The 24,241-nt window shown below is 65.7% G+C and carries 25 protein-coding genes; 14 read left to right on the top strand and 11 right to left on the bottom strand.

Translation table 11 applies throughout. From position 1 onward, the window contains the following. Positions 1-5: 5 nt before the first annotated feature. Both F9K07_RS26605 and F9K07_RS26595 read right to left on the bottom strand, forming a co-directional pair. Positions 6-1,141 (bottom strand): IS3 family transposase gene (locus tag F9K07_RS26605; protein ID WP_201451459.1). Its coding sequence is split into 2 segments (ribosomal slippage): positions 6-889 and positions 889-1,141, totalling 1,137 coding nucleotides; the frame shifts between segments, so codons are not numbered across the junction. A gap of 132 nt (positions 1,142-1,273) precedes the next feature. Continuing rightward, a complete protein-coding gene (locus F9K07_RS26595) occupies positions 1,274-2,179 on the bottom strand; it encodes a LysR family transcriptional regulator (RefSeq protein ID WP_159596272.1) in 906 nt (301 codons plus the stop codon). 120 nt (positions 2,180-2,299) lie between these two features. On the opposite strand from F9K07_RS26595, the gene F9K07_RS26590 reads away from it, so the two are divergent. After that, on the top strand, positions 2,300-2,734 hold the full coding sequence (locus F9K07_RS26590; protein WP_159596271.1) for a PACE efflux transporter: 435 nt from the start codon (positions 2,300-2,302) through the stop codon (positions 2,732-2,734). Positions 2,735-2,878: 144 nt separating this feature from the next. Here F9K07_RS26590 and F9K07_RS26585 read toward each other — a convergent pair whose 3' ends face one another. The 4 genes from F9K07_RS26585 to atpE all read right to left on the bottom strand — a co-directional run bounded on the left by F9K07_RS26585 (position 2,879) and on the right by atpE (position 4,698). After that, positions 2,879-3,307 carry an organic hydroperoxide resistance protein gene (locus F9K07_RS26585; RefSeq protein WP_159596270.1) on the bottom strand — a complete coding sequence of 143 codons (429 nt, stop codon included), beginning with the start codon at positions 3,305-3,307 and terminating at the stop codon, positions 2,879-2,881. Positions 3,308-3,373: 66 nt separating this feature from the next. Beyond that, the gene (locus tag F9K07_RS26580) at positions 3,374-3,823 is read right to left on the bottom strand and encodes a MarR family winged helix-turn-helix transcriptional regulator (RefSeq protein WP_159596269.1); all 450 of its coding nucleotides are present in this window, start codon (positions 3,821-3,823) and stop codon (positions 3,374-3,376) included. Between the two features lie 87 nt (positions 3,824-3,910). Further along, positions 3,911-4,447: a hypothetical protein gene (locus tag F9K07_RS26575; RefSeq protein WP_159596268.1), complete on the bottom strand. Its 537-nt coding sequence runs from the start codon at positions 4,445-4,447 to the stop codon at positions 3,911-3,913. Between the two features lie 8 nt (positions 4,448-4,455). Continuing rightward, positions 4,456-4,698, bottom strand: a complete 243-nt coding sequence (atpE, locus tag F9K07_RS26570) for a F0F1 ATP synthase subunit C (protein WP_159596267.1) — start codon at positions 4,696-4,698, stop codon at positions 4,456-4,458. A gap of 169 nt (positions 4,699-4,867) precedes the next feature. Between atpE and F9K07_RS26565 the strand changes: the two genes are divergently transcribed. Beyond that, positions 4,868-6,295 (top strand): sensor histidine kinase, encoded by a 1,428-nt coding sequence (locus F9K07_RS26565; RefSeq protein WP_159596266.1) that lies wholly within the window; start codon positions 4,868-4,870, stop codon positions 6,293-6,295. 4 nt (positions 6,296-6,299) lie between these two features. Here the strand turns inward: F9K07_RS26565 and F9K07_RS26560 are convergent, their stop codons facing one another. Continuing rightward, a complete protein-coding gene (locus tag F9K07_RS26560) occupies positions 6,300-7,214 on the bottom strand; it encodes a sugar phosphate isomerase/epimerase family protein (protein ID WP_159596265.1) in 915 nt (304 codons plus the stop codon). Between the two features lie 4 nt (positions 7,215-7,218). Next, on the bottom strand, positions 7,219-8,133 hold the full coding sequence (locus F9K07_RS26555; RefSeq protein WP_159596264.1) for a 4-hydroxyphenylpyruvate dioxygenase: 915 nt from the start codon (positions 8,131-8,133) through the stop codon (positions 7,219-7,221). A gap of 152 nt (positions 8,134-8,285) precedes the next feature. Between F9K07_RS26555 and F9K07_RS26550 the strand changes: the two genes are divergently transcribed. The 4 genes from F9K07_RS26550 (at position 8,286) to F9K07_RS26535 (ending at position 10,557) form a co-directional block, all read left to right on the top strand. Beyond that, positions 8,286-9,065 carry an IclR family transcriptional regulator domain-containing protein gene (locus F9K07_RS26550; RefSeq protein WP_159596263.1) on the top strand — a complete coding sequence of 260 codons (780 nt, stop codon included), beginning with the start codon at positions 8,286-8,288 and terminating at the stop codon, positions 9,063-9,065. A gap of 34 nt (positions 9,066-9,099) precedes the next feature. After that, positions 9,100-9,456 (top strand): arsenate reductase (glutaredoxin), encoded by a 357-nt coding sequence (gene arsC / locus F9K07_RS26545; protein WP_159596262.1) that lies wholly within the window; start codon positions 9,100-9,102, stop codon positions 9,454-9,456. A 25-nt stretch (positions 9,457-9,481) separates the two neighbouring features. Then, entirely contained in the window at positions 9,482-9,931 is a 450-nt protein-coding gene (locus tag F9K07_RS26540; protein WP_159596261.1) for a hypothetical protein, read from the top strand. A 116-nt stretch (positions 9,932-10,047) separates the two neighbouring features. Further along, on the top strand, positions 10,048-10,557 hold the full coding sequence (locus tag F9K07_RS26535; RefSeq protein ID WP_159596260.1) for a hypothetical protein: 510 nt from the start codon (positions 10,048-10,050) through the stop codon (positions 10,555-10,557). Between the two features lie 66 nt (positions 10,558-10,623). Here the strand turns inward: F9K07_RS26535 and cls are convergent, their stop codons facing one another. After that, complete coding sequence (gene cls / locus F9K07_RS26530) at positions 10,624-12,087, bottom strand: cardiolipin synthase (RefSeq protein WP_236581585.1); 1,464 nt, start codon at positions 12,085-12,087, stop codon at positions 10,624-10,626. Positions 12,088-12,168: 81 nt separating this feature from the next. On the opposite strand from cls, the gene F9K07_RS26525 reads away from it, so the two are divergent. Then, on the top strand, positions 12,169-13,173 hold the full coding sequence (locus tag F9K07_RS26525; RefSeq protein WP_159596259.1) for a hypothetical protein: 1,005 nt from the start codon (positions 12,169-12,171) through the stop codon (positions 13,171-13,173). A 412-nt stretch (positions 13,174-13,585) separates the two neighbouring features. Here F9K07_RS26525 and garD read toward each other — a convergent pair whose 3' ends face one another. Further along, positions 13,586-15,190 carry a galactarate dehydratase gene (garD, locus tag F9K07_RS26520; protein WP_159596258.1) on the bottom strand — a complete coding sequence of 535 codons (1,605 nt, stop codon included), beginning with the start codon at positions 15,188-15,190 and terminating at the stop codon, positions 13,586-13,588. A 78-nt stretch (positions 15,191-15,268) separates the two neighbouring features. Between garD and F9K07_RS26515 the strand changes: the two genes are divergently transcribed. The 5 genes from F9K07_RS26515 to glxR all read left to right on the top strand — a co-directional run bounded on the left by F9K07_RS26515 (position 15,269) and on the right by glxR (position 20,979). Continuing rightward, the gene (locus F9K07_RS26515) at positions 15,269-16,312 is read left to right on the top strand and encodes a LacI family DNA-binding transcriptional regulator (protein WP_159596257.1); all 1,044 of its coding nucleotides are present in this window, start codon (positions 15,269-15,271) and stop codon (positions 16,310-16,312) included. 480 nt (positions 16,313-16,792) lie between these two features. Beyond that, a complete protein-coding gene (locus tag F9K07_RS26510) occupies positions 16,793-17,743 on the top strand; it encodes a Bug family tripartite tricarboxylate transporter substrate binding protein (RefSeq protein WP_159596256.1) in 951 nt (316 codons plus the stop codon). Positions 17,744-17,877: 134 nt separating this feature from the next. Further along, on the top strand, positions 17,878-19,212 hold the full coding sequence (gene gudD / locus F9K07_RS26505; RefSeq protein ID WP_159596255.1) for a glucarate dehydratase: 1,335 nt from the start codon (positions 17,878-17,880) through the stop codon (positions 19,210-19,212). Positions 19,213-19,246: 34 nt separating this feature from the next. After that, positions 19,247-20,035 carry an HpcH/HpaI aldolase family protein gene (locus F9K07_RS26500; protein WP_159596254.1) on the top strand — a complete coding sequence of 263 codons (789 nt, stop codon included), beginning with the start codon at positions 19,247-19,249 and terminating at the stop codon, positions 20,033-20,035. A 32-nt stretch (positions 20,036-20,067) separates the two neighbouring features. Beyond that, a complete protein-coding gene (gene glxR / locus F9K07_RS26495; protein ID WP_159596253.1) occupies positions 20,068-20,979 on the top strand; it encodes a 2-hydroxy-3-oxopropionate reductase in 912 nt (303 codons plus the stop codon). Positions 20,980-21,053: 74 nt separating this feature from the next. Here glxR and F9K07_RS26490 read toward each other — a convergent pair whose 3' ends face one another. After that, positions 21,054-21,974 carry a LysR family transcriptional regulator gene (locus F9K07_RS26490; protein ID WP_159596252.1) on the bottom strand — a complete coding sequence of 307 codons (921 nt, stop codon included), beginning with the start codon at positions 21,972-21,974 and terminating at the stop codon, positions 21,054-21,056. Positions 21,975-22,096: 122 nt separating this feature from the next. Between F9K07_RS26490 and F9K07_RS26485 the strand changes: the two genes are divergently transcribed. Beyond that, positions 22,097-23,131 carry a TauD/TfdA family dioxygenase gene (locus F9K07_RS26485; protein WP_236581577.1) on the top strand — a complete coding sequence of 345 codons (1,035 nt, stop codon included), beginning with the start codon at positions 22,097-22,099 and terminating at the stop codon, positions 23,129-23,131. Between the two features lie 45 nt (positions 23,132-23,176). Next, the gene (locus tag F9K07_RS26480; protein WP_159596251.1) at positions 23,177-24,157 is read left to right on the top strand and encodes a Bug family tripartite tricarboxylate transporter substrate binding protein; all 981 of its coding nucleotides are present in this window, start codon (positions 23,177-23,179) and stop codon (positions 24,155-24,157) included. Positions 24,158-24,241 lie beyond the last annotated feature (84 nt).

The raw sequence follows: 24,241 nt of genomic DNA, 5'->3' as shown, positions 1-24,241 counted from the left end.
TCGCCTCAAGCCGAAGCGCGTTCAAACGCTTCGGGACTGACGCCGCCCAGGTGGCTGTGGCGGCGGGTTCGGTTGTAGAACGCTTCGATGTAGTCGAAGACATCGGAGCGTGCCAGGTCCCTGGTCTTGTAAATGCGCTTCTGGATGCGCTCTTTCTTCAGGCTGCTGAAGAAGGACTCGGCAACGGCATTGTCCCAGCAGTTCCCCCGTCTGCTCATGCTCGGCTCGAGGTCGTGGGCTGAACAAAACCGCTTGAAGTCGTCACTTCCGTACTGGCTGCCCTGGTCGCTGTGCACAATGACCCGCTGTTGGGGCTTTCGACGCCACACGGCCATCAGCACAGCGTCCAACGCGAGCTCTCTGCTCAACGAGGGCTTCATGGACCAGCCCACTACCTTGCGGGCGTAGAGGTCCAAGACCACCGCCAGATACAGCCAGCCTTGCCAGGTCCGGATGTAGGTGATGTCGGTGACCCAGACCTTGTTGGGCGCGTCCACCGTGAATTCGCGTTGCAGGTGGTTTGGCGCAATGAGGGAGGGTCTTCCTGCAATCGATCGAGGCTTCTTGTAGCCACGCACAGCCTTGATCTTGTGGCGCTGCATGAGGCGCTCCACACGATGCAGGCCGCAGGTTTCACCCGCCTCGCGAAGATCTGCAAACACCCGCCGAGCACCATAGACGCCGTGACTTGCTGCGTATGAATTTCGAATCATTTCAAGCAGCCGAGCGTCGTCTTTGGCCCGCTCGGACTGCGGGCATTGCAGCCATGCATAGAAGCCTGCGCGCGCCACCTGCAGCACCCTGCACATCAGGCTCAGGGCAAATTCATGACGATGTTCGATCATGAAGCGGTACTTCACTCGGGCTCCCTGGCAAAGTACCGCGCGGCTTTTTTTAGTAGGTCGCGCTCCTCTTCAATGCGGCGCATCTGGGCACGCAGCCGAAGAATTTCGCTCTTGGCCTCCAGCAACTCCTTGGATTGCTGCTCGGACTTGTCTGGCGCAACGGCCTTGACCCACTTGTACAGACTGTGTGCTGACACGCCTAAACGGGCGGCCACATCGGGCACGGTGTAACCGCGTTCGACGACCTGTTTGACTGCCTCTTCCTTGAATTCTGGTGAAAACCTTTGGGTGCTCATCGCACTTCCTCCTATGCTCAAAGGATAGGCGGGGTTTGTCTACCGGACCAGGGGCAGTCCAAGAAGCTTAGGTCGGTGTCAACGCAACCGGCAGCAGCCCACAGGTCCATCCCCCGTTAGACAGGACCGCGCTCAGGCTTCGGCTGCCGGCTGGCTGGCAGCCTTGCGCATCAGTTCGATGAAGCGCTTGGCGCCCAGGCCCATGGGCCTATCGATGTGCCACACCACATCGACCCAGACGCGCAGCTCGTTGCTGATGTTGTTGAAACGGATTTCCACCAGGCTCCCCGATGACACCAGCGGTTCGACCAGGCTGCGCGGCAAATACGCCCAGCCCAGACCCGCCTGCACCAGCCGCAGTGTGGCCAGGTGGCTGTCGGTGCGCCAGATATGGCGCGCCAGCAGCAGGCGCGGGTCGCGTCCTTTCGGGTCGCGGCTCACCACCGCAATCTGGCGGATGTCGATCAGGTCGTTGAGTTGAAATGCGCCTTGGCGTGCCTGCGCTTCGGGGTGCGATGGGGAAATGACGGCGACCAGGGTCTCCAGGCCGAGCTCCTGGAAGCCCTCGCGTTCGTCGGTACCGGGCCGCTCGAACACGAGCGCCAGATGCGCATCGCCCGCGTGCAGCATGCGCAGCGCATCGGACTGCGGCGCGGACAACACCTCCACGATCAAGGCTGGGAACTCCGACGCCAGTACCGCCAGCGGCTCGCTCCATGGCGCCGACAGCAATTCGGGCGCGATGGCGACCGTGAGCTGACGCTCTAACCCCTGGTGCAAGCCCTCGGCGTGGGCCTGCAGCTGGCGCAACTGGCTGGCGAGTTGGCGCGCTTGCGGCTCCAGCGCGCGCGCCACATCGGTGGGTTTCGGTTCGCGCGAACTGCGGTCGAACAGTTCCAGGTCCAGCTCGGCTTCCAGGTTGGCGATCGTCATGCTTACCGCCGACGGCACGCGGCCCAGCAAGCGTGCCGCGGCTGAGAACGAGCCGCTGTCGAGCACGGCGAGAAACACGCGGACGTTGTCGCTGGAAAAAGCCATGGGTGGCAAATTATCAGAAATTCTGAAATCTTCTGACTTTTTTCATCAGAAAACCCGTCTTAACATGCCGCCATTGCCCACCTGAGCGGTGGGGTCGCTGCTTTTTCGAGAAAGTCCGCAATGCAAGGCATCAAACGCAAAGTCGTCTACATCACCCTTTACGAAATCATCGCCATTGCCATGTCCACTGCCGGTCTGGCGCTGTTGTCGGGCAGTGAAATGGGTCATGCGAGCGTGGCCGCTGTGGCGGCTTCGGCCATCGCAGTTGTCTGGAACCTGGTGTTCAACACTTTGTTCGAGCGCTGGGAGTCCCGCCAGACCAAGAAGGGCCGTGGCTTCTGGCGCCGCGTCGCGCACGCGGTGGGCTTCGAAGGAGGCTTGGTCGTCACGCTGGTGCCGCTGTTCGCCTGGTGGCTGGAGATCTCGCTCTGGCAGGCCTTCGTGCTCGATCTTGGCCTGATCGTGTTTTTTCTGATCTACACATACGTGTTCAATCTGCTGTTCGATCGCGTCTTCGGCCTGCCTGCCTCGGCCCAGGCGCCCTCGATGGCTTGATCGGTCGTGCGGCCAGTCGGTGTTCGGGCGCGGGCACCAGGCTGTGCCAAGGGATGAGGCCAGCGCCTCGAACAGCAAGATAAAGGCCCACCCGGCGCTAACGGGTGGGCCTTTGCTTTTATGGGTGTGCGCTGGATAGAGGGCTTACTTCAGTGTGATCGTCACATCGATGTTGCCGCGTGTGGCGTTGGAGTAGGGGCATACCTTGTGCGCGGTGTCCACCAGATCCTGTGCCACGGCGCGGTCCACGCCGGGCAGGCTCACGGCCAGGCGGGCCGCGATGCCGAAGCCGGCCGGGATCGGGCCGATGTCGACTTCGGCGTCGATCGATGCGTCGGCCGGCACGGCCACCTTCTTCATGCCGGCCACGTGCTTGAGCGCCCCCATGAAGCAGGCGGAGTAGCCGGCGGCGAACAGCTGTTCGGGGTTGGTCGCGTTGCCCGCGCCGCCCATGGCCTTGGGTGGGGAGAGCTTCACGTCGAGCAGGCCGTCGTCGCTGCGCGAAGCGCCTTCGCGGCCACCGGTGGTGTGGGCGCGCGCGGTGTACAGAACTTTGTCGAGGGAGGTGGGCATGGTCAAACTCCTGGTGGTGGGTGCTTGTGAGAAGCGGGGTTGAGAAAGGTCGAAAGAGAACGGCAGTCAGGTGCTCAGGCGGTCGCGCAGGGCCCGCACTTGCTGCGTCAAGGCCATGGCTTCGGACACCTCGCATTGCGAGGCTTCCAATACGCATGCCGGAATGCGCGTGGCACGGCCCTTGAGTTTGCGCCCGGCGGCGGTGAGGCGGATCAACACGCGGCGTTCGTCTTCCACGTCGCGCAGGCGCGTCACGAGATCGGCGGCTTCGAGTCGCTTGAGCAAGGGGGTGAGCGTGCCCGAATCGAGGTACAGGCGCTCGCCGAGTTCCGATACCGTCACGCCGTCCTGCTCCCACAGCACCAGCATGGCGAGGTACTGTGGGTAGGTAAGCCCGATGCCTTCCAGCAATGGCTTGTACAGCTTGGTCATGGCCAGCGAAGCCGAGTACAGGGCGAAGCAGAGCTGGTGGTCTAGTTGCAGGGCCTGATCGCTGTAGATGCGCGCGGTGTTCATGGGATGGGAGTCTATCGATCAATTAAATTGTGTGCAATTTAAACGTGAACAACCATTTTCCGAACATAGCCTTTGATGCGTGGACAGTCAGGGTGTGCGTGTTCGGCCCCGGCGCACCTGTGCAGCGGAGACCTGTTGCATCGACAGCAGGATGATGTGGATCATGCCCGCCGCCAGGCGCGCGGGCCATGAGCCGCTGGTGGGGGCCACGGACGAGGGCGCCAGTGCACGGGCGCTCTGGTCGAACCCCAGTTGCTTCAGGGCGCGCCGCTCTGCCGTGCTCAAAGGCTCTACGCCGCCCGGAAGCACCAGTTGCAGGGTGCGGACACCACGCCCGTGCAATGCGGTGGCCAGGGCCACGAGGTCGGCGCGCCGCGGGTGCCACAGCAAGGCTTCGCGCTCACGCCGCACCGCGCCGAAGAGCAACAGGGCGTGGTCTGCGCAGGGCAGGCCTTCGCTCCAGCGGTGGGCGTCGAGCACGGCGTTGTCCATGCCAGCGGGCATGCGCAAAAACCGGCGCGTCGTGAGAAGGGTCGTGCGCTGGATACCGTGGTGGGTGAGCAATTCGCGCAGCAGGGCCGGGTGGGCCGTGCCCGCCACCACCGCGTGACGCCCTTTCGCCATGGGGCGCATCAGGCCGCGAATGGCGCGGCCAGCGCGAACCACACGCCCAGCGCCACCGCGATGATGAAGGCGCCGTCCAGCAAGCCCGCGAGCAGGAAGACCTTGGGCTGCAGGGCTTCCATCATCTCGGGTTGCCGCGCCGAGGCTTCGAGGTACCGGCTGGCCATGATGCCGATGCCGATGCAGGAACCGAGGGCACCCAGGCCGATCATGTGCCCGACGGCCAGGGGGAGTGTGCTGAGGTCTGTCATGTGAAGCTCCTTGTTGTCGATGGCCTCACTGTGCCTGCGCGGTCGCACGACATCCATGACCCGGGACGTCATGAGAAGGTTGACAGCCGGGGGCGGCGCCCTGTTCTACACTGCGGCGGTTGCCCATGGAGGGACCTCTCACCCGTTTCCCCGTGCTGGAAGACTCCACGTGACCCTGTCGGTATTGCAGTTCTTCATCGATATCCGGATCCTCTCCGCGATCCTGATCGCCATGCTGGGCGCGACTTTCCTGGCCTATGCCAGTGCTCGCTCCTGGCCCTATGTGAAGTGGCTGGCGGGGTCGGCGGTGTTGTTCGGCACGACGCAGTGCAGCATCGGCTCATTGGTGGCGCTGGGCTGGCTCAGTGACGACGCGGCCGGCCCGGTGGGTTCCTTGTTGGGGCTGTTGGCGATGGCGGCCATGCTGGCCGGGCTGAACGCCAGTTTCTCGCGGCAGCAGAAGGTGTCGCCGCTGCAGGTGTTCCTGTCCGTCGTGGTGTGCGCGCCGCTGATGGTGTTGGCCATGAGCGTGCTGCTGAACGGCTGGGCTTTCGCCGGTCCGATGACGATTGCCGCGATCTTCGTAGCGACATCCATCTGGCTGGTCTCGGTGTGGTGGCGCGAGCGCTGGACCGGGCAGATCGTGCTGGCGGTGCTGTTTCTCGGGTATCCGCTGCTGCTGGTGGTCGCCATGGCCACCGACATGGGGTTGCTGAACTTCCGCAAACTCACGCCCTTGCCCATCAGCATCGCGTACGTGTTCGTCATGACCCTGATCCAGCAACGCGAATCGAAAGTCATCGCGCGCGAACTTCGGGAGCGCGTGAAGGCCGAGCAGGCCTTGCAGCAGCTGACCGACTCGCTGGAAGACAGCGTGCGCAGTCGCACGCAGCAACTGGAAGAAATGGTGCGGGGCCTGCGTTCGTTTGCCGGCATGGTGTCGCACGACTTGAGCGGTCCGTTGCGCAACACCGCAGGCCTGGCCGAGGCGGCGCTGGCGGAATACCACGCGGGTCGTCCGGCCGACGCGCAACATTGTCTGGAGAGAATCCGCATCGAGGCGATGCGCGCCTCGACCATGGTCAACAACCTGCTCAACCTCGCCCGCGTGGACCACGGTCCACCCGAACTCTCGCCAGTGGACATGCAGGCCCTGGTGCAGGAGTGCCTGGGTTCGTTGGCTTTGCAGTATCCGCAAGCGGCACAGGCGGTAAGCGCGCACCCCATGCCGGTGGTGCAGGCAGAAGCGAGCCTCATGCAGCATGTGGTGATGAACCTCGTGGGCAATGCCCTGAAGTTCGGCGCCGGTGACGGCGGCTTGCGTGTGCAGCTCGATGTGGCCCGCGAAGGGCCATTCTGGCGCTTCACGGTGTCGGACAACGGTCCAGGCTTCGACCCGGCCAAGTCGGGCGAATTGTTCCAGCCGTTCTCGCGCCTGGACGAGCGCAAGGTCGGGGGCACGGGCCTGGGCCTGACGGTGGTCAAGCGCGTGGTCGAGTGGCATGGTGGCTCGGTGGGTGCGGCTTGCGAGCCAGGACAGGGCGCGCGCTTCTGGTGGACCTTGCCCGCAGAGTCTGGCCCGATGCTGCCGGCCTGACCGGTCAGCCGCGAGCCGTCTTCAACCGCATCTGGTTGGGCAGCGGCATTGATCGACGCATCACGTCCTCGGCCAGCCAGAGCGCGGAGCGGCGCGCACGTTCGGCGACCATGGGCAGGGGCATCTGCTGGTAGTCGTCATTGAAGACTTCGAAGCTGTAGTCCCCCGCGTAACCGAGCGCGTCGAGCTTGAGCACCAGTTCGGCGAGCTGCTCGCTGTGCACGCCCTCGCCGGGGAAGACGCGGAAGGTGCGCGCGGTGGTCATGCGTTCTTCGAACGTCCGGGTCTCTTGCCACATGAAGTCGGCCAGCTGCACCAGAAAGATTTTTGAGGGGTCGAGGTAGTCGATTTCTTCCAGCGACGTCTTGGCCGCGAAGATGTGGAACGAGTCGATGCCCAACCCCAGGTTGGGGCAGTCGGCGCGGCAGACCACGTCCCACGCGGTGGTGAATTCGTTGACGGTGCGCCCCCAGGACAAGCCTTCGTAGGCGATGCGGATGCCGAAGGGAATGGCCAGCATGGCGAGCTTGCGCAGGTCGCGCGCGATGTGGTCGAGGTCTTGCGTGGCGTGCACCGACGTCGAGGAGCACGCGAGCAAGACCTCGCAGCCCAGCGCCGCGCACATCTCCAGCATGCTCTTGGCGATGTCGATCTTGTAGTGGTGCAGGTGGCCGGACAGACCTTCGAAATCGCGCAGCACCTGAAAGCCCGTGCCGCGAAGGCCGCTGTCTTTCACGGCCTGCACAGCGGCGTTCAGTCCACCGGGGTGGCCGACGAGGTCGTTGGCCTTGAGCATGACCTGCGTGAACCCGGCCTCGCGCATGGCCGCGAGCTTCGCTTCCAGTGGACCGGCAAGGGTGATGGTGTCCATGCCGAAGCCGCTCAGGGCTTCGATCTCGGCGCGGTTCGGTGTGGCCATGGCGTCAAGCCTTTTCGCTGTGGACCAGCTCGAACACCACCGAGCCCAGGTAGGTCTTGCTGATCGCGCCGCGCTGTTCGGTATGGGCTGCCTGGGTCTCGACGAACTCCACCCCCAGCGCGCGCAGGGCTTTCACCGCTTCGAGCACATCGGGCACGCCCAGGCCGATGCGCTGCAGGCGCTCGTCGACGTCGACCACGTTCACCTCGGGCTCGATCAGCTGCAGCATGAAGCTTTGCGCGGGGTTCACCGAGGGCGTGCGCAGCAAGGTGCCCTTGGGCATGATGCCGAAGCGCTGCTCGTCGGGAATCAGCTCGGTGCCGAAGAGCTCGTTGTAGAACGCGATCCAGTCGTTGCTGCGGCCTGGCCCGATGTATTGCACGACACCGAAGAAGTGGATGCCCGCGGTGGCTGGCGGGCGTTGGTCCACCGAGGGAATGGGCACGAAGTCCACGTCGTAGATCGAGAACTCCTGGTAGCGGTCCACGAAGTAGATGCGGCTGCCGCCCGCGCCATGGATCGCCGGAATGTTGAGCTCCATGACCTCGGCATGTGTCGGCACCGCCCAGGCACCGCGCTCCAGCACATAGTGGTAAGCGGCGCGCGCGTCGCGCACGCGCAGCGCCATGGCCGAGATGGCCGGCGTCTCGCTGCCGTGGCCCGCGCCCAGCGCGTCCACCGGGTTGGCGTTCACCACGATGTTGAGGCCGCCCTGGCGGTACAGCAGCACCTCGCGCGAGCGGTGCCGCGCCACCGGGCGAAAGCCCATCGTCTCCAGCACCTGACCCAGGGCCTGGGGCTTGGCGGTGGCGTATTCGATGAATTCGATGCCGTCCAGGCCCAGCGGGTTGGCCGCATCGCTGAACGAGGCCTGCAAGGGTTCTCGGTCTGCCTGCGGGTTGAGCAGGAAATCACTCATCACGGGTCTCCACGGTTCTTGGGAAGGGTGAAGGAAATATAGGCCAGTGCGCGGCGGCAATCGCGATGCCGTTGCTCAGGACGTTACGATCATTGATCCAATGTGAACGATCATCGCACGCCATGGGCGCATCCCGACCTTTGATTTCCGCTATGGCAACCCCCGGAGGCGGCGCCGAGCTGGACCGCCGCGACTGGATCGCCGGGCTGGAGAAGGGCTTGTCGATCATCGAGGTGTTCGATGCCGAGCACCCGCGCCTGACGGCCACCCAGGTCGCCGCGCGCTGTGGCATGACGCGCACGGCGGCTCGGCGCCACTTGCTCACGCTGGCGCACATGGGCTACATGGACACCGATGGCAAGCTGTACTGGCTGGCACCCCGCATCCTGCGCCTGGGCCAGGCCTATCTGGAGTCGGCGCGTCTGCCGCGCGCCGTGCAGCCCTACCTGCAGCGCGTGACCGCCGGCACGGGCGAGACCGCGTTTGCCGCGGTGCTGGCCCGTGACGAAGTCGTGTACATCGCGCGCAGTGGCACCCACCGCCACTTCAACACCGGTTACATGCTGGGTTCGCGCGTGCAGGCGCACCTGACGGCCGCGGGCCTGGCGATTCTGGGCGCAATGGGCAGCGCCTTTTCGGATCCCTGGCTCCAGCGCCAGATCTTGCGCCCTTTCACCTCCCACTCCGTGATCGACAAGGACGTGTTGCGCCAGTCGATCGCCCATACACGCGAACGGGGATGGGCGATTTCCGAGCAGCAGCTGGAGGTGAACTTCCGCGGCATTGCCGTGCCGCTGTACGACCACAACGACGCGCTGCTGGGCGCGTTGAGCGTGACCATGCCGATGAACAACGAGTCGACCGAGGTCGCGGTCAAGCGCATCCTGCCGGTGCTGCAGGACACGGCGCGCGCGATGCGGCCTATGCTCTGAACTTTTCCCTCCTCCTGTCTGCGAGAAAGCGAACATGAACCGTCCGGTCACGATCTACCACAACCCCCGGTGCGGCACCTCGCGCAACACCTTGGCGCTGCTGCGCGAGCGCGGCATCGAGCCCGAGGTGATCGAGTACCTGAAGACGCCACCTTCGCGCGACACGCTGCTCCAGGTCATTGCCGCCACGGGCCAAGCCGTGATCGACATCGTGCGCCGCAAGGAGCCCTTGTTCGTCGAGCTGGGGCTGGATGCACCGGGTGCCACGGACGCGCAACTCGTCGATGCGATGCTGGCCCATCCCATTCTGATGAACCGGCCCATCGTGGTCACGTCCAAGGGTGCGCGCCTGTGCCGGCCCGCCGAGCTCGTGCTCGATCTCGTGGCCTGAGAGCATCGTGAAGGACTTTCAAGACATGCGTTTCCTTGCCGCCACTTCCCCGTTGCGTCGCCTGTGTGTTCTCGCGTTGGTGGCGCTGTCCCTGGCCGGTTGCGGCAAGACCGACCCCAAGACCGCCCTCGATGCCGCCGTGCAGCAACTGCAAGACAACCTGGAGGCCAGGAAGGCCAGCGCGGTCATGGACCAGCTGCACCCGAATTTCCAGGCTGGCGAGGGCATGGGCCGCGAATGGGCCCAGCGCACCATGACCTTGACCTTCATGCGCTACGCCACCATCAAGATCCTGGCTGTTTCGCGCAACAGCCGCATCGACAGCGGTACTTCGCAGGTCGGCCACACCGAGGCGAAGGTGGTGGTGACCGGGGCTCAGGGCCTCATCCCCGAACGCGCGCAGCCTTATGCCGTGCGGCTGCAGTGGCGCCTGGAGGGCGACGGCTGGAAGCTGCTCGAGCTGCACTGGGAGTGAATCTCCGAGGCCCGGGTCGGACGGGGCCTACAGACGCCCTGCACGGGCCTTCCTAGCATGGGACTTCCAGAGGCGGCGACCCTTCATGGCGCCACTTCGTTTCAGGAGGTCACACCATGTCAACATCTTTCTCGGTCCATTCGCGCACCTGGCTGGCCACGGCGGTTTTCGCGGTCTGCCTGCCCGCTGCCTGGGCCGTCACACCCTCGGAGAAGGCGGCCATCGAAGCGGCCTACAAAAGCGACCGCGCCGCCTGCCAGGCGCTCAGCCCCAACCAGGACCGCACCAGTTGCCTGCGCGATGCCGGCGCCCACCGTGCGCAAGCCTTGCGCCAGGGCCTGCGCGGCCCAACGGCTGCCGAACTGGAGCGCAACGCGTTGCAGCGCTGCAAGGCGCATCCACCGGCCGACCAAGCGCGCTGCGAGCGCATGGCGCGCGGTGAGGGCCAGGTGTCGGGCTCGGTGGCCGCTGGCGGCACCATCCGGGAACTCGTGACGCAAGAGCCCTTGCCGCCCATGCCCGCGCCACCGCCTCCGATGCCCTCCACGCCGATGGAGCCCACGCCACCGGCGGCGCCTCTGTCTTCGCCCTTGCCGCCCCCCGCGCCACGCATGCCGGGCGGGTGAGCGTTCTCAGAGGTTGAGCGTTTTTTTGGGGTGGTGAGCGGGGATGAGAAAAAGACTCTCAGCCTCTCAGAGCCAGTATTCCCAGGCGCGTGCAAAGAGCTCCTTGGCACGCAGCAGCAGTCCGCGGCGCGTCCACTCGTGCAAGGTGATCTGTTTGGACTCGGCCAGGTCCGCGTTGAACAGCTTTTGCAGCTGATCACCGAACTCGGTGCCCAGCACCACCGCGTTCACCTCGTAGTTGTGCAGGAAGCTGCGCCAGTCCAGGTTGGTCGAGCCGATGGTGGACCATACGCCATCGATCAAGCCGGCCTTGGTGTGCAGGATCACGCCCTGTCGTTCGTAGATCTTCACGCCCGCCTTGAGCAACTGCGTGTAGTAGTTGCGCCCTGCATGAAAGATCAGCCACGAGTCGGTCTTGCTGGGCAGGATCAGGCGCACGTCGACGCCGCGTGCCGCGGCATCCTGCAGGGCTTCGAGCAATTGCGGATCGGGTGCGAAATAGGCGTTGGTCAGGTACACCGTCGATTCGGCGCTGCCGATCGCGGACAGCAGCGTGGCGTAGATCTGGCTGTAGTTGTCCTGAGGCGAACTGGCGATGGCGCGCACCACATGGCGGCCGGCCAGATCTGGCGTCGGGTAGAAATCGCGCTCGGTATAAGCCTCGCCCTTCTGGGTTTTCCAGGTGTCGAGGAACATCTTCTGGAATTCGGCCACCACCGGTCCCTGCAACTGGATATGCGTATCGCGCCAGGGTGTGTCATCCGTCTTGCCGTCGCCCGTGCCGCTACGGCCACCTGAGGCGAAGGACCCGCTGGAATACACCCCGCTGATGTTGATACCGCCGAGGAACGCGATGCGCCCGTCGACGATGAGCAGCTTGCGGTGGTCGCGCTCGTTGAGCTCCCAAGTGGTGCGCGCCAGCGCCGGATTGAGCGGGTTGAACTCCAGCACCCGAATGCCCGTGTCCGTGAGCCGCTGGAAGAACGCGTCGGGCGTGCGCAGCGTGCCCACGCTGTCGTGGATCAGCAGCACCTGAACGCCTTGCCGCTGCTTGGCGATCAGGGCGTTGGCGAACTGCTGGCCGATGTCGTCGTCGTCCAGGATGTAGGTTTCCAGGTGGATATGGTCCTTGGCCGCCTCGATCGCCGCGAGCATCGCGCGGTAGGTGGCGGGGCCGTCTTCCAGTAGCACCGCCTTGTTGCCCACCGTCAGCGGGCTGCCGACGACAGCCTCCTCCACCGCGAGGTGGCGCGACAGCACGTCGCTGCCCTGGCCGCTCGCGCGCAGGCGTTCCAGGATGGCCCGACTGCGCTCGGCCGACAGCGGGCCCTGGGAGCCCTCCAGCCGCACCGGCGGAGGGCGGCGCTCCAGGTCGGGCACCACGCGCGGCAGGCTTTTGCAGCCGACCAACCCGAGCACGAGCAGCAGGGCGGCCATCGTCTGGGCGATGACTTTCAACGGGCTGCGCAACGGGATCGGGATGTGGAGCCCTTTGTTGTGGGGAAACCGGGCGGCGGAAGGATAGGGCATGGATAAGTGCAAAAAAGTAAATTTAAAGATCTATAATTTTTGGCTTTTTCTTTAATTTATTAATACCTTATGGGGGTATCCATGTTTGTTCGCCATCTTGGTCTGGTTTCCATCCTCGCCTGTGTTTCGTTGTCGCTTTCTGCCTGTGGCGGCGGCGGCAACCCGCCAGAGGCTGTGCTGTCTGTGAGCGTGTCCGAATTGGCCTTGGCCGCGCGCCAACCGGCCGCGCTTCCCTCTGCCATTCCCGGCACGCCGCGCGTGCTGACCGTGACCAACACCAGCACCCATGTCACCGCACAGAACGTGGCACTGGACCCGGCCGTGGTGCTCCCTGCGGACACCACGGTCGTCGGCGATTGTGGCACCTTGGCCCCTCTGGAGAGTTGCTCGTTCACCGTGACGCCGGGGGCAGCCGCCACCACCGCGCCGGTGGCACTGCCCATCCGCGGCAGCAACACCAACACCGTCACACCCACCGTGCAGGTGCTGACATACGGCAGCCTGCACCAGGGTGGCTACGTGTTTGCCCTGGACGACACCACGCCCGACACCGGCAGCGTAGGGGGCAAGGTCATGGCCCGGCGAGAAGAGGCCGCCTACCCCGCATGGTCGACCAACGCCGATGCCATGGCCGGCGTCGACGAGTTGTCGGTGGCGCCCTGTGTGGGCGCCAGCGACGGTGCTTGCAACACGGCAACCGTGGTGAAGCACTACGAGGCCTTGCGCGACAGCCCGCTGGCCTACGCCGCCGGACGCTGCTCCGCCTTCATCGACGAAGGCTATGACGACTGGTACCTGCCATCGGTCTGCGAGATGGGCGTGGATGACAACGGCTCGGCATCCGGGTGCGGATCGCGCGCGGCTCCGCGGCAGCAGAACATCTTCCTGAATCTGGTGAAGAAGGGGTATGCCGACGCAATGGTCCCGAGTGTGTACTGGACGTCCACCGCATCGAGCACCGCGCCCGCGGGGCAGGCCCCCGCCTGGGTGCAGCAGTATTCAATTGGAGGGGATTCCAACCAACTTCGGTTCGACCGTGTCGGCTCGAGCATCCCGGTGCGTTGCGTGCGCGCCTTCCGCCCGTGAAAGAAGAGCAAGGCCGTTGGCGATGTTGCATTGAAGGTCGCACGCCGATGGCTCGCCAGCCTGGTGGTCGTGTTGGCCGCCTGCGGAGGCGGACGCGAAGGTGAGCGTGAAGGTGGGAGTGCCACGCCAACACGGTCAAGATGGACGTTCAGGTGTTGACGTATGGCAGCGTCTACCCGTCGGGTTATGTCTTTGCGCCGGACGACACCACGGCGAGCCGCCGCAGCGTGGGGGGCAATTCTCAGGTCATCACCGCCATCTATCCCCATGTGAACGCCGAGCATTGCGCGGCAGGGACCTTCACACGGCCCAAAGACGGCTACTCGGATGGGCACCTGCCGGCCAAGCGGTCTTTGCCGGTGTGCGATGCGCGCGGGCGCTCAGGCCTTGACGCGGCACGAACCCTCGACCCTCACGTCACCGGCGCCGGGTTGAACAACACCAGTTGGTTGTGCAGTTTCCATTGCTCGGCCCAGGTTTTCTTGCGACCGCTGGCCACGTCCAGCATCAGGCGGAACAACTCCCAGCCCACGTCCTCGATGCTGGCCTTGCCGTCGGCAATGGTGCCGGCGTTGACGTCCATCAGGTCGTGCCAGCGCCGTGCGAGATCGCTGCGCGTCGCCACCTTGATCACGGGCACCGCCGCCAATCCGTAGGGCGTGCCGCGGCCGGTGGTGAACACGTGCAGGTTCATGCCGGCGGCCAGTTGCAGCGTGCCGCAGATGAAGTCGCTTGCGGGCGTGGCGGCGTAGGTGAGGCCCTTGTGCCTGAGCTTGTCGCCGGGTGAAAGCACGTTCGAAATCGGCGCACTGCCCGATTTCACGATCGAGCCCATCGCCTTTTCCACGATGTTGGAGAGGCCGCCCTTCTTGTTGCCGGGCGTGGTGTTGGCACTGCGGTCCACCGAGCCGCGCTGGAGGTAGCTGTCGTACCAGGCCATCTCGCGCACCATGGCCTGGGCCACCTCGGGCGTGGTCGCGCGCGCGGTGAGCTGGGCGATGCCGTCGCGCACCTCGGTGGTCTCGGAGAACATCACGCTGGCGCCGGCGCGCACCAGCAGGTCGGTGCAGAAGCCCACGGCCGGATTGGCGGTCACGCCCGAGAAGGCGTCGCTGCCACCGCACTGCACGCCCACCACCAGCTCGCTGGCAGGCACGGTTTCGCGGCGGCGCGCGTTCAGGCGTTCCAGGTGCTCTTCGGCCTGGTGCAGGATGGCGTCGACCATGCTCATGAAGCCCACGTGCGCGTCATCTTGAAGACAGACCACATCGAGCCGGGTCTCGGCGCTGGTGCCCACGTCGGCCACGTTGCGCTCGTCGACCAGGGGAATCGAACCGGGCGGCAACAGGCGCTCGGGCTGCAGCTTCTCGCAGCCCAGGCTCACCACCATCACCTCGCCACCGAAGTTCGGGTTCAGGCTGATGTGGCGCAGCGTGCGGATCGGAATCACGGCGTCCGGCGCGTCGATGGCCACGCCACACCCGTAGCCGTGCTCCAGCGCCACCACGTCGTCCACGTTCGGAAACCGGGGCAGCAGTTCGGCCTTGATGCGCTGCACCGCGAACTCGGTGACGCCGGCCACGCACTGCACAGTCTGGGTGATGGCCAGGATGTTGCGCGTGCCGACCGAGCCGTCCGGGTTGCGGTAGCCCTCGAAGCTGTAGCCCTCCAGCGGCGGCTGGGGATCGGGTTTTGCCGTGGCCATGGGCAGGTTCTCCAGCCCGCGCGCGCTGGGGATCTGCAGCAGGCGTTCGTGCACCCAGCTGCCGGCCGCGATGTCGTCCAACGCATGGCCGATCGGGATGCCGTAGCGCAGCACCGGCGCGCCACGCGGCAGGTCCACCAGCGCCACCTTGTGTCCCTGCGGCACGCGCTCGCGCAGCACCAGGCCGCTCTCGGGAAGGGCGGTGCCCGCAGGCAGGCCGCCGTCGTTGGCCACGATGGCCACGTTGTCGGTGGCATGTATGCGGATGGTCAGCGGTGGGGCTGTGGTGGCTGGGGCCAGTGTCTCGGGCATGCGCATCTCCTATGATTCGGCGCGCGTCGCAGCCGTTTCAGGCTACGATCGCAATGTGTTTGGTACCGGTACCATTTTATGCCGCAAACGAAAGAATCCGACAACAACCGACGTTCGCGCAGGGGCAGCGGGGCGATCACCTTGCGCGACGTGGCCAAGCTGGCCGGCGTCGCGCCGATCACCGCGTCGCGCGTGCTCAACACGCCCGAGGCGGTGTCGGTGGACGTGCGGCAGAAGGTGCTGGACGCGGTGCAGAAGACCGGCTACGTGCCCAACCGCATGGCGGGCGGGCTGGCGTCTTCGCGCAGCCGGCTGATCGCGGCGGTGGTGCCGAGCACGGTGATGTCGGTGTTCATGGAGACGATCGAGTCGCTCAACGGCACGCTGTTCGACGCCGGCTACCAACTGATGCTGGGGCAGTCGAGCTATTCGGCCAGCCGCGAGGAGTCGTTGCTGGAGGCCATCATCGGCCGGCGGCCCGACGGGATTTTTCTCACCGGCATCCTGCATTCGAACAAGGGCCGCACGCGCTTGCTGGCGTCGGGCATTCCCGTGGTGGAGACCTGGGACCTCACGCCCGCGCCGATCGACATGCTGGTGGGTTTTTCGCACGCGGACATTGGCCGCGACGTGGCGAAATACCTGCTGAGCAAGGGGCGACGGCGGCTGGCGATGATTCGCGCGGACGACGAGCGCGCCGACCGACGGGCCAAGGCTTTTGCTGGGGAGGTGGCGCAAAGTGGCCTGGTGGATGTGCCGGTGCGCGTCATCAACGTGGGTGCCTCGCGCTCGATCCGCAGCGGGCGCGACGCGCTGGGGCAACTGCTGGAGCTGGACCCCGCGGTGGACGCGGTGTTCTGCAGTTCGGATTTGCTGGCCTCGGGCGTGGTGACGGAGGCGCGGGTGCGCGGCATCGATGTGCCGGGCCGGCTGTCCATCATCGGCTTTGGCGATGCGCCTTTCGTGGCCGACATGGAGCCCGCGCTGAGCACCGTGCACATCAATGGCGCGGACATCGGGCGCATCGCGGCGCAGCGCCTGATCGACCGGGCCGAGGGGCGTGAGGTGTTGGAGCGGGTGGTGGACGTGGGGTATTCCATCGTCGAACGGGATACGACTTAGTTTTTCTTCGGGCTCGGGCTCGGGCTCGGGTGCGGTGGTCTCCGGCCGGTCCGGTCATCGCCGTCAGGGGTGCCCGGCTCCGCGGGTGTCCCCCGCCCGGGGCTTCGCCCCGGTCTCCGCCTTTACCCCGCTGCGCCGGACACCCCTGCCAGCGATGACCTCGTTGGCACTCGTCAGGCATTCAGGGTGCAGGTCTGCAAACACGGCTTCGGCTCGGGTGGGCAGGGCGTTCTGCGCAGCGGGGTAAAAGAGGAGGGTCGGCGCAGCCGGCCCGGGGGACACCCGCGGAGCAGAGCGCCCTGTCCGCCCGAGCCCGCGAGGTCTACGCGCAAAAAAGAAATAAGCCGGAAAAACCCACCGGGGAAAAACCAGTTGACGTCGCAATTTGGTACCGGTACCATGCGCTCCAACTTCATTTGGTACCGGTACCAAATGGGGCTGCATCGCCACCCAAATCCACACCGACAGGAGACAAGACAGATGAAGAAGTTGCTGATTGCGCTCGGCGCGTCCATGACACTCACCGCCGCCCTGGCCTGGCCCGACAAGCCCGTCACCATCATCGTGCCCTTCCCGCCGGGTGGCTCCACCGACCTCATCGCCCGCACCCTCCAGCCCAAGCTGCAGGAAAAATTCGGCGGCACCTTCGTGGTGGACAACAAGCCCGGCGCCACCGGCACCATCGGCGCCACCCAGGTCGTGCGATCGGCACCCGATGGCCACACGCTGTTCGTGTCGTCCCTCGGCCCCTTCGTCATCGCGCCGCACCTCACCAAGGTCACCTACGACGCCACCAAGGACCTCGACTACATCACCGTCGCCGTGCAAGCGCCCAACGTGCTCGTGGTGCCCGCCGCCTCGCCGCACAAATCCATGGCAGACGTCATGGCCTACCAAAAGGCCAACCCCGGCAAGATGACCTTCGCGTCCTCCGGCAACGGCAGCAGCGACCACCTCACCGCCGAGCTGTATTGGCAGCAGACCAGCACCTCCGGCGTGCACGTGGCCTACAAGGGGGGCGGCCCGGTGATGACCGACCTGCTGGGCAACCAGGTGGACTCGTCCTTCATGAACATCAACACGGCCATGCCGCAGATCAAGGCCGGTAAGTTGCGCGCGCTCTCGATCACCAGCGCCCAGCGCTCGCCTTTGTTGCCCGACGTGCCTACGCTCAACGAACTCGGCATCAAGGACGCCAACGTGAACTCCTGGCAGGCCGTGGCCGGCCCCAAAGGCATGCCGGCGGATCTGAAGAACAAGCTGCAGGCTGCCATCAAGGACGCGCTCAACGACCCTGCAGTCAAACCCAAGCTGCTGGAACTGGGTTTCGAGATCGTGGCCAACACGCCCGAGCAGTTCACCGCCTTCCAGGCCGCGGAGTTCGCCCGCTGGAAGAAGCTGATCGAAACCCGAGGTATCAAGGCCGATTGATCGGCCTACCCCCGCCGCGCTGCGCGCGACCCCCTATACCAGGGGGCGCACTCTCGGACCGGCGGAGCCGGATCCTCGAGAGCCCTGGACGTTGGACCTCGCGCGCCGGCAATGCCCACTCTTTGAACCTCCGTATGTCCCAAGCCTCCACTCCACGCGTCACCGACCTGCGCGTCATCCCCGTCGCCGGGCGCGACAGCATGTTGCTCAACCTGAGCGGCGCGCACGCGCCGTTCTTCACGCGCAACCTGCTGATCCTTACCGACAGCGCGGGACGCACCGGGCTGGGTGAGGTGCCTGGCGGCGAGAAGATCCGCCAGACGCTGGAGGATGCGCGCGGGCTGGTGGTGGGCCAGCCCATCGGCGCGCACCAGCGCGTGCTGCAACGGTTGCAGACCCAGTTTGCCGACCGCGACGCGGGCGGCCGCGGGCTGCAGACCTTCGACTTGCGCACCACCATCCACGCCGTCACCGCGGTGGAGTCCGCGTTGCTCGATCTGCTGGGTCAGCATCTGGAGGTGCCCGTGGCCGCATTGCTCGGTGAAGGCCAGCAGCGCGACGCGGTCGAGATGCTGGGCTATCTCTTCTTTGTCGGTGACAAGAAGAAGACGGGCCTGCCGTACGCCAGCGAACCCGACGCCGACAACGCCTGGTGCCGCCTGCGCCACGAGAAAGCCATGACGCCCGAAGCCGTGGTGCGCCTGGCCGAAGCGGCGCGCGAACGCTATGGCTTCAACGACTTCAAACTCAAGGGCGGCGTGCTGCGCGGCGACGAAGAGGTCGACGCCGTCACCGCCTTGCACGAACGCTTCCCTGACGCCCGCGTCACGCTCGACCCGAACGGTGGCTGGTGGCTGAAAGACGCGATTCGCCTGGGCCAGCGCATGCGCGGTGTGGTCGCGTATGCCGAAGACCCCTGCGGCGCGGAAGACGGCTTCTCGGGCCGTGAGGTGATGGCCGAGTTTCGCCGCGCCACCGGCCTGCCCACGGCCACCAACATGATCGCCACCGACTGGCGCCAGCTCTCGCACGCGCTTTCGCTGCAAAGCGTGGACATCCCGCTGGCCGACCCGCACTTCTGGACCATGGCCGGCAGCGTGCGCGTGGCGCAAACCTGCCGCGACTGGGGGCTTACCTGGGGTTCGCACTCGAACAACCACTTCGACGTCTCGCTCGCCATGTTCACCCACGTCGGTGCTGCGGCGCCGGGCAAGGTCACCGCGATCGACACGCACTGGATCTGGCAGGACGGCCAGCGCCTGACCAAAGAGCCGCTGCAGATCGCGCGCGGCCACGTGCAGGTGCCGAAGAAGCCCGGCCTGGGCGTCGAACTCGACATGGCCGAGGTGGAGAAAGCGAATCGGCTGTATTGTGAGCACGGTCTGGGCGCCCGCGACGACGCGATGGCCATGCAGAGCCTGATCCCGAACTGGTCCTTCAACCCCAAGCGCCCGGCGATGGATCGGTAGCCCGAGACACAACAACAACGAGGAACACACTGTCATGAGACCGAATCGATTGCGCGAAATCTGGGCCGCTGGCGGCGCGGTGGCCAACGGCTGGCTGGCCATCCCCAACAGCTTTTCCGCCGAGACCATGGCGCACCAGGGCTGGGACTCGCTCACCGTCGATCTGCAACACGGCGTGGTCGACTACCAGACCATGGTGACCATGCTGCAAGCCATCTCCACCACCGACACCGTGCCCGTGGTGCGCGTGCCCTGGCTGGAACCCGGCATTCTCATGAAGACGCTGGATGCGGGCGCCTACGGCGTGATCTGCCCGATGGTCAACACGCGCGAGGACGCGGAAAAGCTCGTGGCCTATACGCACTACGCACCGCGCGGCACGCGCAGCTTCGGCCCGGTGCGCGCGTTGCTCTACGGCGGCGCCGACTATCCGCAGCACGCCAACGACACCATCGTCACCTTCGCCATGATCGAGACCGCGCAGGCGCTGGAGAACCTGGACGACATCCTGTCCACGCCCGGCCTGGATGCGATCTACATCGGCCCGTCCGACCTCTCGCTCGCGCTGGGCTGCACGCCCACCTTCGACGATCTCGACCCCAAGGCCGCACAGGCGGTGCAGCACATCCTGGCGCGTGCCAAGGCACACGGCCTGGTGGCCGGCATCCACAACGGCTCGCCCGAAGCGGCGGCGCGGCGCATCGCCATGGGTTTCCAGTTCGTCACCATCAGTTCGGACGCACGCCTGATCGCCGCGGGGTCGCAGCAGGTGCTGGCCACCTTGCGCGCCACGCAGCCGCGCAACGTGTCGGGCGGCTACTGAGTTTTGTTCTCTCTTTCTCCCAAGGACTCCACATGAAGATCGGATTCATCGGCCTGGGCATCATGGGCACGCCCATGGCCCTGCACCTCGCCAACGCCGGCCACCAGCTGTTCGTGCACACGCGCAGCCAGGTGCCCGAAGCCATTCAAGCCGCCGGCGCGACGCGTTGCGAGAACGCGGCGGCCGTTGCGCGCGAGGCCGAGGTGGTGTTCACCATGGTGCCCGACACGCCCGATGTGGAGGCCGTGCTGTTCGGTGAGAACGGCGTGGCCAAAGGATTGGCGGCCAGCGCAGCGGGCCCTGACGGCCGGGTCGGCAAGGTCGTGGTCGACATGAGCTCCATCTCGCCCATGGCCACCAAGGCCTTCGCCAAGTCGATCCAGGAGCTGGGTTGCGACTATGTCGACGCGCCGGTCTCCGGCGGCGAAGTCGGCGCCAAGGCGGCTTCGCTCACCATCATGTGCGGCGGTGAAGAGGCCGTGTTCGAGCGCGTGCGGCCGCTGTTGGAACTGATGGGCAAGAACATCACGCTGGTGGGGGGCGTGGGCGACGGTCAGACCACCAAGGTCGCCAACCAGATCATCGTGGCACTCAACATCGCCGCCGTCAGCGAAGCCCTGGTGTTCGCCAGCAAGGCTGGCGCGGACCCGGCCAAGGTGCGCCAGGCGCTGATGGGCGGCTTTGCCGCCAGCCGCATTCTCGAAGTGCACGGCGAGCGCATGATCAAACGCACCTTCAACCCGGGTTTCCGCATCAAGCTGCACCAGAAGGATTTGAACCTCGCGCTGCAAGGTGCCAAGGAACTCGGCGTGGGCCTGCCGCAAACCGCCAATGCCGCGCAACTCATGCAAGCTTGCGCTGCCAACGGCATGGGAGACCTGGACCACTCGGCCCTGGTCAAGGCGCTGGAGCTGATGGCGAACCACGAGGTGGCCCAGGGCTGAGGCCGGGCAGGCCGCCAAGCTGCGGGCCGCGCTCAAGCCGTTGGCCATGTCGGCCGCGATAGGTCCCTCCTGCGCTAGACGGCCTTGGCACGGTCCTGCGCCCCCGTGCGAAACCGCTCGAGACATTGCTGAATGAAAAACGCCACGGTGGGTGGGCTCGAACGGTTTTTCGGCGTGCAGGCGCCAATCGACCAGTAAGGCGTGGCACGCTTGCCGAAGTGGCCGATGGCCAGCCCCTCCATGTTCACGGTGCGCATCACCGACGAAGGCAGGATGCCGATGCCCAGCCCGGCAACGATCAGGCCGAGCACCGTGCCCACGTGTGCCACCTCAAATGCCGGTCGCAGCACGGCACCGTGCGCCAGGTACTGCGCGTCCAGCAGTTGCCGCACGCTGCTGTCCGTGCTGCGCACGATCAACTGGCAGGGGATGATGTCCTTCCACTGCAGGTTGCGCCGCCCGGCCAGCGGGTGGTGCGGCGCGCAAAGCACCACGAGCGGATCGCGAAACAGCAGTTGCTGTGCGAGGTCGTCGACGTCGCCGCGCATGGGCATCAGTGCGAGATCCGCGGCGCCCGAGCGCACCATGTCCACGCAACCCTGCGAGAGCACGTCGTGCACGCGCAGGCGGATGCGGGGGTGATCGGCCATGAAGCGCACGAGGATGTCGGGCAGCACACCCGCGGCCACCGAAGGGGCCACCGCGATGTTCAGCCGACCCTCCTGACCGGCCAGGATGTCCTGTATGTGCGTGAGCCCTTGTTCGACGTTGTCCATCAAGCCGGTGGCGATGGGCATGAAGGCCGTGCCCACCATCGACAAGGACACCGTGCGCGTGTCCCGATCGAACAGGCGCGCGCCCACGATGTCCTCCAGCCGCCGGATATTGGCGCTCAATGCGGGCTGTGACAGGTGGATCTGCTCGGCGGCCTGGCTGAAGCTCAGGGTGCGCGCGACGGCCAGAAAGGACTCGATCTGCTTGAGCGTGATGTTCATGTCTTTTATTCTATGAATGGATAGGTTTATCAAAAATAGAAATTTGGCAAATAAATGACGAGGCCATAGAGTTCCCATCGGCCTGCGATCGCGCAGGAAATCCAGACACAGGAGACAGAAAGATGGAGATGGATGGTCAGTCCCAAGGTTTGTTGAGGGGGCCCGAGGTGTGGAGCGGCCCGAGCCTGAGCGCGCGCACCGACTGGATCCAGCATCTGGAGCCGCGCGAGGTGGCCGAGATCGATGCCATGCTCGCCGCGCACCGGGGCAACACCACCGCGCTCACCGAGCTGACGCGCGAGGACTTCCCCATGCCGCATCTGGCGCGGCGCTTCGAGGCGGTGCGCCACGAACTCGAAGGCGGGCGCGGCTTCGCGTTGCTGCGCGGCCTGCCGGTGCAGCGCTACACCACCGAAGAGGCGCGCCGGATTTTCTGGGCCATGGCCGTGCACCTGGGCGACCCGCAAGGTCAGGACAAACAGGGCAACCGCATGCACTCGGTCACCAACACCGGCCTGCGCGTGGACAGCACCAGCTCGGTTCGCAGCTACCAGACCGACGACGAACTGACCTTTCACAACGATGGCGGGGACGCGTTCATGCTGTTGTGCCTGAAGGTCGCGAAGTCCGGCGGCATCAGCAAGCTGGTGAGCGTGGCCACGCTCTACAACGAGGTGATGCAGCGCCGGCCCGACCTCATCGACGTGCTGCAACAGCCCTTCCATTTCGATACGCGCGAACAACACCCCACGGGCTTGAAGGTGCAGACCTCGCCCATCTTCAACTTCTTCGAAGGCCGCCTGAGTGCGCTCTACAAACGCCGCTACTTGCTGGCCGCGCAGCGTTTTCCCGAAGTTCCCCGTCTCACACCGGAGCAGGAGCAGTCCGTGCAGTTGTTGGAAGACATCTGCAACGACCCCGCGGTACAGCTGAGCTTTTCCATGCAGCCCGGCGACCTGCAGATCGGCAACAACTATGCTGTGCTGCACGCACGCACCAAGTACGAGGACTTTGACGATCCCGTCGAGCGCCGTCACTTGCTGCGCGCCTGGCTCACCTTGCCCAATGGCCGGCCCTTGCCGCCACCCTTCGAGTTGACGCGCGAGTTCCGCGGGTCCTACCTGGCACGCCATGGCGAAACGGCGGCCACCGCCTGAGCGCCATTTCCCCACACCACAGAGACAACCGCGAGAACCCCCACCATGCGCCTGTTGCAAGCACTTCTTTCTGCGGTCCTGGTCGCCGCCGTGGCCGTGGCGAGCCCATTGGCCGCCGCGAGCGAACCGTACCCGAGCAGGGCCATTCAACTGATCGTTCCCTACACGCCTGGGGGCAACACCGATCTGCTGGGCCGCATCATTGCGCAGAAGCTCGGCGAATCCTGGAACCAGAGCGTGGTGGTGGAAAACCGCCCCGGCGCCGGTGGTACCACCGGCGTGACGCAGGTCGTGCGCGCCAAACCGGATGGCCACACGATGGTGCTCGCCGCGTTCGGCAACATCCTCGTGGCGCAGAGCCTGTACAAGAACCTCCCGTACGACCCCGCGACCGACCTGATCCCGGTGGTGCTGCTGGCCACGCCGCCCACCATCGTCACCGTCACGCCGAGCCTGCCGGTCAAGGACATCAAGGGCCTGATCGCCTACGCCAAGGCCAACCCCGGCAAGCTGAACTACGGCTCTTCGGGCGCGGGCACGTCGAACCACCTGTTCGGCGAGCTGTTCGCCTCCATGGCCGACGTGCGCATGACCCACGTGCCCTACAAGGGCAGCGGCCCTGCGATCACCGATCTGATGGCGGGCACCATCCAGCTCAACTTCGCGCCGCTGCCGCTGGTGCGCCAGCAGATCAAGGCCGGCAGCCTGCGCGCGCTGGCCGTGACAGGCTCGCAACGTTCGCCCGCGCTGCCCGATGTGCCCACCGTGGCCGAGGCGGGCCTGCCCGGTTATGAGGGCAACGGCTGGTTCGCGCTGATGGTGCCCAAGGGAACGCCCAAGGACGTGGTCACCAAGCTCAACGCCGAGGTCAACCGCATCCTGAAATCGCCGGACGTGCGCTCGGCATTGGAGACCGAGGGCGCGGATCCGATCGGCGGCACCACCGCCGACGCCGCGCGCTCGATGGAGCAAGGCATCGGCAAGTGGCGCGGTGTCGTGAGCAAGCTCGAGCTCAAGCTGGAGTAGCCAAAGCAAAGCTTCATCCTCTCCCGGTTGTTTCGCTCATCGAAACGGGCGTGCAGGTGCCTTGTGAGGCCTGCACCCCGCTTC

Origin of the sequence: Hydrogenophaga sp. BPS33 (assembly GCF_009859475.1) — a bacterium.
Taxonomy (GTDB): Bacteria; Pseudomonadota; Gammaproteobacteria; order Burkholderiales; family Burkholderiaceae_C; genus Hydrogenophaga.
Note: the sequence above shows the minus strand (reverse complement) of the source record. Positions and strands in the feature narration are given on the sequence as shown.